The organism is Streptomyces sp. (assembly GCF_035563135.1).
Classification (GTDB): Bacteria; Actinomycetota; Actinomycetes; order Streptomycetales; family Streptomycetaceae; genus Streptomyces.
Window position 1 is genome coordinate 1 of sequence record NZ_DATMVN010000173.1, and the last position, 7,364, is coordinate 7,364.

Sequence of the window (7,364 nt, forward strand, 5' to 3'; positions counted from 1 at the left end):
GTCGTCTGCGACATGCTGACCGGCTCCCTGATCACCCCCGAGGACGTGGACGCCGAACGCGGCGTCATCCTCGAGGAGATCGCGATGACGGAGGACGACCCGGGTGACTGCGTGCACGACCTCTTCGCGCACACCATGCTCGGCGACACCCCGCTGGGCCGCCCGGTCCTCGGCACCGTCGACACGGTCAACGGGCTGAACCGCGGCCAGATCGCCCGCTTCTACAAGAAGCACTACGACCCCACGCACCTGGTCGTCGCCGCCGCCGGCAACGTCGATCACGCCACGGTCGTACGACAGGTGCGCAAGGCGTTCGAGCGCGCCGGCGCGCTGGGCCGCACCGACGCCGTGCCCATGACGCCGCGCGAAGGCTCCCGCACCCTGCGCGCCACCGGCCGCGTCGAACTGCTGAACCGCAAGACCGAGCAGGCCCACGTGGTCCTCGGCATGCCCGGCCTGGCCAGGACCGACGAGCGCCGCTGGGCGCTCGGCGTCTTGAACACCGCGCTCGGCGGCGGCATGAGCTCCCGCCTCTTCCAGGAGGTCCGGGAGAAGCGCGGCCTCGCCTACAGCGTGTACTCCTACACCTCGGGCTTCGCCGACTGCGGGCTCTTCGGTGTGTACGCGGGCTGCCGGCCGAGCCAGGTGCACGACGTCCTCAAGATCTGCCGCGACGAGCTCGACCGCGTGGCGGCGGACGGCCTCGGTGACGAGGAGATCGGCCGCGCCGTCGGCCAGCTCGCCGGTTCCACCGTCCTCGGCCTTGAGGACACGGGCGCGCTCATGAACCGCATCGGCAAGAGCGAGCTCTGCTGGGGCGAACAGATGTCCGTGGATGACATGCTGGCCAGGATCGCGGCGGTCACCCCCGACGAAGTCCGGGCCGTCGCGGCCGAGGTCCTCGGACAGCGGCCCTCGCTCTCGGTCATCGGGCCGCTGAAGGACAAGCAGGCGAACCGCCTCCAGGAAGCGATCTCCTGACCACCCCCGTAAGGAAAGAGCACATGAGCAAGTTGCGCGTGGCCGTTCTCGGCGCCAAGGGCCGCATCGGATCCGAGGCGGTACGAGCCGTGGAGGCCGCCGACGACATGGAGCTGGTGGCCGCGCTCGGCCGCGGCGACACGCTGGAGACCCTCACGGAGAGCGGCGCCCAGGCGGTCGTCGAGCTCACCACACCCGCGTCGGTGATGGACAACCTCGACTTCTGCGTCCGGCACGGGATCCACGCCGTCGTCGGCACCACGGGCTGGACCGACGAGCGGCTCGCGCAGCTGAACACCTGGCTCTCCGCTTCTCCGGGGACCGGTGTGCTCATCGCGCCGAACTTCTCCATCGGCGCGGTCCTCACGATGAAGTTCGCGGAACAGGCCGCCCGCTACTTCGAGTCCGTCGAGGTCATCGAGCTCCACCACCCGAACAAGGTGGACGCGCCCTCCGGCACGGCCACCCGCACCGCGCAGCTCATCGCCGCGGCCCGCGAGAAGGCCGGAGCGGCGCCGCTGCCCGACGCCACCGCCACCGCACTGGACGGAGCGCGCGGCGCGGACGTCGGCGGGATCCCGGTCCACTCGGTCCGGCTCCGCGGCCTCCTCGCCCACCAGGAGGTCCTGCTCGGTGCCGAGGGCGAGACCCTCACCCTGCGCCACGACTCGTTGCACCACAGCAGCTTCATGCCGGGCATCCTGCTCGGCACCCGCCGTGTGGTGACCACTCCCGGCCTCACCTTCGGCCTGGAACACTTCCTCGACCTGAACTGACTGGGCCCCACCCCATGCGCGCAAAGCTCACCTACGTCGTCACCGCTGCCGTCCTGGTCTTCTACTTCGTCCTGGCCGGCAGCAGGGGCGTCCTGCTCATCCGGCACGGGACCCTGCTCACGGTGGCCTTCGGCGTGGCGGTCCTGATCCTGCCGGTGATCGGTGTCTGGTTCCTCTGGAAGAACACCCAGTTCGTACGGCGGGCCAACGCCCTGGCCGCCGAACTGGACGCGGAGGGCGGACTCCCCGTGGACGAACTGGTGCGGACCCCGTCCGGGCGCATCGACCGCGACTCCGCCGACGCCGTGTTCGCGCGGCGCCGGGAGGAGACGGAGGACAGCCCGGACGACTGGCGCTGCTGGTTCCGGCTGGCGGTCGCCTACCAGGACGCGAGGGACACCCCACGCGCCCGCAAGGCGATGCAGCGTGCCATCGCCCTGCACACGGACAAGCCGGTACGCGCCTGAGTGGCGTCGTACCGGCTTGTGAGGTGCCTCTGCGCCGCGCGGAGGCTTTCGGCCCGTCAGTCCGTGCGGTATTCGTCGCTCCAGGCCTCGATCGAGTCCGTGGCACGCTCGAACGCCTCGGTGCGGGCCAGGAAGTCCGCGTTGCGGTCGGTGACCAGCGGCGCGATCGGCTCGCCGCCCTTGCGCACCACGATCAGTGCCTGTCCCTGGACGGTGCGTGGGAAACCGAGCCACTTCACGGGCTGCTGCACCGTGCGGACCGCCGCGGTGTCCTCCCACCGCACGGTGGTCGTCCGGAAGAAGCCCACCCGGCGTACCCCGTGCCTGCTCACCCAGGCGCCGGCCCGCAGCAGTCGCAGCGCGACCGCGATCACCGCACCGGCGAGAGCGAAGCACACGCCGGCACCGGACAGCGATCCGGCGAACGTGATGATCATGGCGGCGAGCAGCACGAAAGAGGCCAGCAGCAGCAAGGTGGCTGCCGCCGCGACCCGCCACGGACCGGGGCGGTAGGGCCGCCGCCAGCTGTCGTGATCGTCGAACGGAAGTGCGATGTCCTCCGCGTCCGCGTCGAATACGCGGTCGGCCGTCAGAAAGGGCAGGGGCACGGCTGATCCTCACTCACAAGCACGCTCGATTGCTGTGCCCGGTGAGGCTACCGAGCGGCCCCCCGGCCGACCACCCCAGGGGGCCCGTCCGGGTCAGCGGTGCCGGGAAGCCTCGGAGGTCTGGCTGTGGGACGGCGTCTGCTCGGTGTCGAGCGCGGGCAGACCGAAGAGCAGCGACCCGGCGAAGCCGGCGATCAGTGTCAGCCCCACGAGGGACCGGCCGGCCAGCTGGGAGAGACTGGCGCGCTGGCGGGGAGGCGGAGTGACATTACTGCGGAACCGGTCGGCCTCGGCGACGAACGAGAACGGGACGGATTCACGCCGGCGGAACATGAGGAAACTCTCCTTGAACTCTGTGACGGGTGCTGCTAATGAGTCAGACGTACGAGAGGCCCGATCGGTGCCCCGAATCGCCGAACCCGTCCAAGATTTCCCGCTGACGGACGTCCTCCCCGGGAGCCCTCCCCGAGGCCCGTAGAGTGGACGCCGCCCGAGCGACGCCATTGGAAGGACCCCCGCCGGTGACCGACACCCCCGAGCCCACGAAGGCCCACTTCCGTAGCGATGTCACCGTTGACCTGGTGAAATCAGCGGCCAGCGACTCCGACGTGCTGTTCGCAGCCCGTGTGTCCACGGCCGGGGAGCAGTCCCTGGAAGAGGTCACCAAGGATCCCGAGCGCTCGAAGGGACTCATCAACTTCCTGATGCGGGACCGGCACGGCAGCCCGTTCGAGCACAACTCGATGACCTTCTTCATCAGTGCCCCGATCTTCGTGTTCCGCGAGTTCATGCGGCACCGTGCGGGCTGGTCCTACAACGAGGAATCGGGCCGCTACAGGGAGCTCGAGCCGGTCTTCTACGTCCCGGGGGAGTCCCGCAAGCTCATCCAGCAGGGCCGTCCCGGCAAGTACGAATTCGTCGAGGGGACCCCCGAGCAGCACGAGCTCACGAGCCGCGCCATGGAGGACTCCTACCGCCAGGCGTACGACGCCTACCAGGAGATGCTCGCCGCCGGGATCGCCCGTGAGGTCGCCCGCGCCGTGCTCCCCGTCGGTCTGTTCTCGACGATGTACGCCACCTGCAACGCACGTTCGCTGATGCACTTCCTCGGCCTGCGCACGCAGCACGAGATGGCCAAGGTGCCGTCCTTCCCGCAGCGCGAGATCGAGATGGTCGGCGAGCAGATGGAACGGCACTGGCAGAATCTGATGCCGCTCACTCATGCCGCCTTCAACAAAAACGGACGGGTCGCCCCGTAGGTGGTGTCCGTATTGCGGCGTTTAGTGAAGTTCATCTAGGCTGATCAAACGGACCCGGCACTGCTTGAACCCCCGAGCAGGCAGTGCCGGGCTCCTCTTCCTCGTCCCCCGAGGGAGCGCGACGCTCCGAGCAACGAGTAGCGTGTTACCCATGGCTCCGATCTCCACTCCGCAGGCCCCCTTCGGGAGGGTCCTCACCGCTATGGTCACGCCCTTCACGGCGGACGGCGCACTCGACCTCGACGGCGCCCAGCGGCTCGCCGCCCATCTGGTGGACGCAGGCAACGACGGCCTGGTCGTCAACGGCACCACGGGCGAGTCCCCGACCACCAGCGACGCGGAGAAAGACCAGCTCGTACGGGCTGTGCTGGAAGCCGTGGGGGACCGGGCCCACGTCATCACCGGCGTCGGCACCAACGACACCCGGCACAGTATCGAGCTGGCCCGCACCGCCGAGCGCAGCGGCGCCCACGGCCTCCTCGCCGTCACCCCGTACTACAACAAGCCGCCGCAGGAGGGCCTCCTCCGGCACTTCGGCGCCATCGCGGACTCCACCGGCCTCCCGGTGATGCTGTACGACATTCCGGGCCGCAGCGGTGTGCCGATCGACACAGAGACGCTCGTACGCCTCGCCGAACACCCCAGGATCGTCGCCAACAAGGACGCCAAGGGAGACCTGGGCCGCTCCAGCTGGGCCATCGCCCAGTCCGGCCTCGCCTGGTACTCCGGAGACGACATGCTCAACCTCCCGCTGCTCTCGGTCGGCGCCGTCGGTCTGGTCTCCGTCGTCGGCCACGTCGTCACCCCGGAGCTGTGCGCCCTCATCGAGGCGCACCTCGGCGGCGACGTGCAGAAGGCCACGGAGATCCACCAGAAGCTGCTCCCGGTCTTCACCGGGATGTTCCGCACCCAGGGCGTCATCACCACCAAGGCGGCGCTCACCCTGCAGGGCCTGCCGGCCGGCCCGCTGCGCCTCCCCCTGGTGGAGCTCTCCGCGCAGGAGACGGCCCAGCTCAAGATCGATCTTGCCGCCGGCGGGGTACAGCTCTGACCACGGACTTCACAACTGAATACGCGAGGACACTCGCGGCGGAAACACCACCTGACAACAGCAAGTGCACGAATGACATGCGCGCCACGTGCCCTCAGCGGTACGTGGCGCGCGTGGTAAGGAGAGTCTTTTGAGTCATCCGCATCCTGAACTCGGTACCCCGCCGAAGCTCCCCAAGGGCGGCCTGCGGGTCACCCCGCTGGGCGGCCTGGGCGAAATCGGCCGCAACATGACGGTCTTCGAGTACGGCGGCCGCCTGCTCATCGTCGACTGCGGTGTGCTCTTCCCCGAGGAGGAACAGCCCGGCATCGACCTGATCCTGCCGGACTTCACCACCATCCGGGACCGCCTGGACGACATCGAGGGCATCGTCCTCACGCACGGCCACGAGGACCACATCGGTGGCGTCCCGTACCTGCTGCGCCTGAAGCCGGACATCCCCCTGATCGGCTCGAAGCTGACCCTCGCACTCATCGAGGCCAAGCTCCAGGAGCACCGCATCCGCCCCTACACCCTCGAGGTGGCCGAGGGACAGCGGGAGCGCATCGGCGTGTTCGACTGCGAGTTCATCGCGGTCAACCACTCCATCCCGGACGCTCTCGCCGTCGCCATCCGGACCCCCGCGGGCCTGGCCGTCGCGACCGGCGACTTCAAGATGGACCAGCTCCCGCTGGACGGCCGGCTCACCGACCTGCACGCCTTCGCCAGGCTGAGCGAGGAGGGCATCGACCTTCTTCTCTCCGACTCGACGAACGCCGAGGTCCCCGGGTTCGTCCCGCCGGAGCGGGACATCTCCAACGTCCTGCGCACGGTGTTCGCCAACGCGCAGAAGCGCATCATCGTGGCCAGCTTCGCCAGCCACGTCCACCGCATCCAGCAGATCCTGGACGCCGCCCACGAGTACGGCCGCCGGGTCGCCTTCGTCGGGCGCTCGATGGTGCGCAACATGGGGATCGCCCGTGACCTGGGCTACCTGAAGGTGCCCGCCGGACTGGTCGTCGACGTCAAGACCCTCGACGACCTGCCCGACGACGAGGTCGTGCTGGTCTGCACGGGCTCCCAGGGCGAGCCGATGGCCGCCCTCTCCCGTATGGCCAACCGGGACCACCAGATCCGTATCGTCCCCGGCGACACGGTGATCCTGGCGTCGTCCCTGATCCCTGGCAACGAGAACGCGGTGTACCGCGTGATCAACGGCCTGACCCGCTGGGGCGCGAACGTCGTCCACAAGGGCAACGCCAAGGTGCACGTCTCGGGGCACGCCTCGGCCGGCGAGCTGCTGTACTTCTACAACATCTGCAAGCCGAAGAACCTGATGCCGGTGCACGGTGAATGGCGCCACCTCAGGGCCAACGCCGAACTCGGTGCGCTGACCGGCGTACCGAAGGACCACATCGTCATCGCCGAGGACGGTGTGGTCGTCGACCTCGTCGACGGCAAGGCGAAGATCGTCGGCAAGGTCCAGGCCGGTTACGTGTACGTCGACGGCCTCTCGGTCGGCGATGTCACCGAAACCTCCCTCAAGGACCGCCGCATCCTCGGCGACGAGGGGATCATCTCGGTCTTCATCGTGGTCGACAGCTCGTCCGGCAAGATCGTGGGCGGCCCCCACATCCAGGCCCGCGGCTCCGGCATCGACGACGGTGCGTTCACCGCAGTGGTGCCCAAGGTCGAGGAGGCCATCAACAAGTCGGCCCAGGACGGGGTGATGGAGCCGCACCAGCTCCAGCAGCTGGTCCGGCGTACGGTCGGCAAGTGGGTGTCGGACACCTACCGTCGGCGTCCGATGATCCTTCCGGTCGTCGTCGAGGTCTGACCCGGCGGCTGCCACCAGGCCGCCAACCAGGAGCGGGGCGCCTCGATTTGCATCGAGGCGCCCCGCTCCAGTACGTTTGCCACTCCGCCTGAACGGGAAGCCCCTCACGCACATCTGTGCCGGGAGCCCTGGAACAGGGACGGGAAATCCGACTCAGAACCTCTGATAAAGTCGGATCCGCCGAAAGGCAAAGGCCGATCCACAGGCCATCGGAATCGAATTCGGACCGGAAACGGAACGGAAAAGAGTCTGGTAAAGTTGGAACCGCCGGAAAGGGAAACGCGAAAGCGGGACGCTGGAAAGCGAATCAGCAGGATCCCGTTTCGGCCGGGAATCGGGCTCGGAAGAGTCTGGTAGAGTCGGAGACGCAAGAACGAAGGGAAGCGCCCGGAGGGGCCCGGTGAAA

At 68.6% G+C, this 7,364-nt stretch carries 8 protein-coding genes; 6 read left to right on the forward strand and 2 right to left on the reverse strand.

Annotated features, from left to right (window positions below; genetic code table 11):
• The 3 genes from VN520_RS07300 to VN520_RS07310 form a co-directional block, all read left to right on the forward strand.
• Window positions 1-981 (forward strand): pitrilysin family protein (locus tag VN520_RS07300; protein ID WP_325746030.1); only part of this gene is annotated, 981 nt, incomplete at its 5' end.
• 23 nt (window positions 982-1,004) lie between these two features.
• The gene (gene dapB / locus VN520_RS07305) at window positions 1,005-1,757 is read left to right on the forward strand and encodes a 4-hydroxy-tetrahydrodipicolinate reductase (RefSeq protein ID WP_325746031.1); all 753 of its coding nucleotides are present in this window, start codon (window positions 1,005-1,007) and stop codon (window positions 1,755-1,757) included.
• A gap of 14 nt (window positions 1,758-1,771) precedes the next feature.
• Window positions 1,772-2,224, forward strand: a complete 453-nt coding sequence (locus VN520_RS07310; RefSeq protein WP_325746032.1) for a hypothetical protein — start codon at window positions 1,772-1,774, stop codon at window positions 2,222-2,224.
• Between the two features lie 56 nt (window positions 2,225-2,280).
• On the opposite strand, the gene VN520_RS07315 is transcribed toward VN520_RS07310, so the two are convergent.
• Window positions 2,281-2,832, reverse strand: a complete 552-nt coding sequence (locus tag VN520_RS07315) for a hypothetical protein (RefSeq protein ID WP_325746033.1) — start codon at window positions 2,830-2,832, stop codon at window positions 2,281-2,283.
• Between the two features lie 93 nt (window positions 2,833-2,925).
• A complete protein-coding gene (locus tag VN520_RS07320) occupies window positions 2,926-3,165 on the reverse strand; it encodes a hypothetical protein (RefSeq protein ID WP_325746034.1) in 240 nt (79 codons plus the stop codon).
• Between the two features lie 188 nt (window positions 3,166-3,353).
• On the opposite strand from VN520_RS07320, the gene thyX reads away from it, so the two are divergent.
• The 3 genes from thyX (at window position 3,354) to VN520_RS07335 (ending at window position 6,958) form a co-directional block, all read left to right on the forward strand.
• Window positions 3,354-4,091, forward strand: a complete 738-nt coding sequence (gene thyX, locus VN520_RS07325) for an FAD-dependent thymidylate synthase (protein ID WP_325746035.1) — start codon at window positions 3,354-3,356, stop codon at window positions 4,089-4,091.
• A gap of 151 nt (window positions 4,092-4,242) precedes the next feature.
• Window positions 4,243-5,142 (forward strand): 4-hydroxy-tetrahydrodipicolinate synthase, encoded by a 900-nt coding sequence (dapA, locus tag VN520_RS07330; RefSeq protein ID WP_325746036.1) that lies wholly within the window; start codon window positions 4,243-4,245, stop codon window positions 5,140-5,142.
• Between the two features lie 130 nt (window positions 5,143-5,272).
• On the forward strand, window positions 5,273-6,958 hold the full coding sequence (locus VN520_RS07335; RefSeq protein WP_325746037.1) for a ribonuclease J: 1,686 nt from the start codon (window positions 5,273-5,275) through the stop codon (window positions 6,956-6,958).
• The last annotated feature ends 406 nt before the right edge of the window (window positions 6,959-7,364 follow it).

Bases quoted from the DNA above. Each gene is read 5' to 3' on its own strand.
- VN520_RS07320 (WP_325746034.1), bottom strand. From the start codon at position 3,165: ATGTTCCGCCGGCGTGAATCCGTCCCGTTCTCGTTCGTCGCCGAGGCC.
- dapB (WP_325746031.1), top strand. From the start codon at position 1,005: ATGAGCAAGTTGCGCGTGGCCGTTCTCGGCGCCAAGGGCCGCATCGGA.
- VN520_RS07310 (WP_325746032.1), top strand. From the start codon at position 1,772: ATGCGCGCAAAGCTCACCTACGTCGTCACCGCTGCCGTCCTGGTCTTC.
- dapA (WP_325746036.1), top strand. From the start codon at position 4,243: ATGGCTCCGATCTCCACTCCGCAGGCCCCCTTCGGGAGGGTCCTCACC.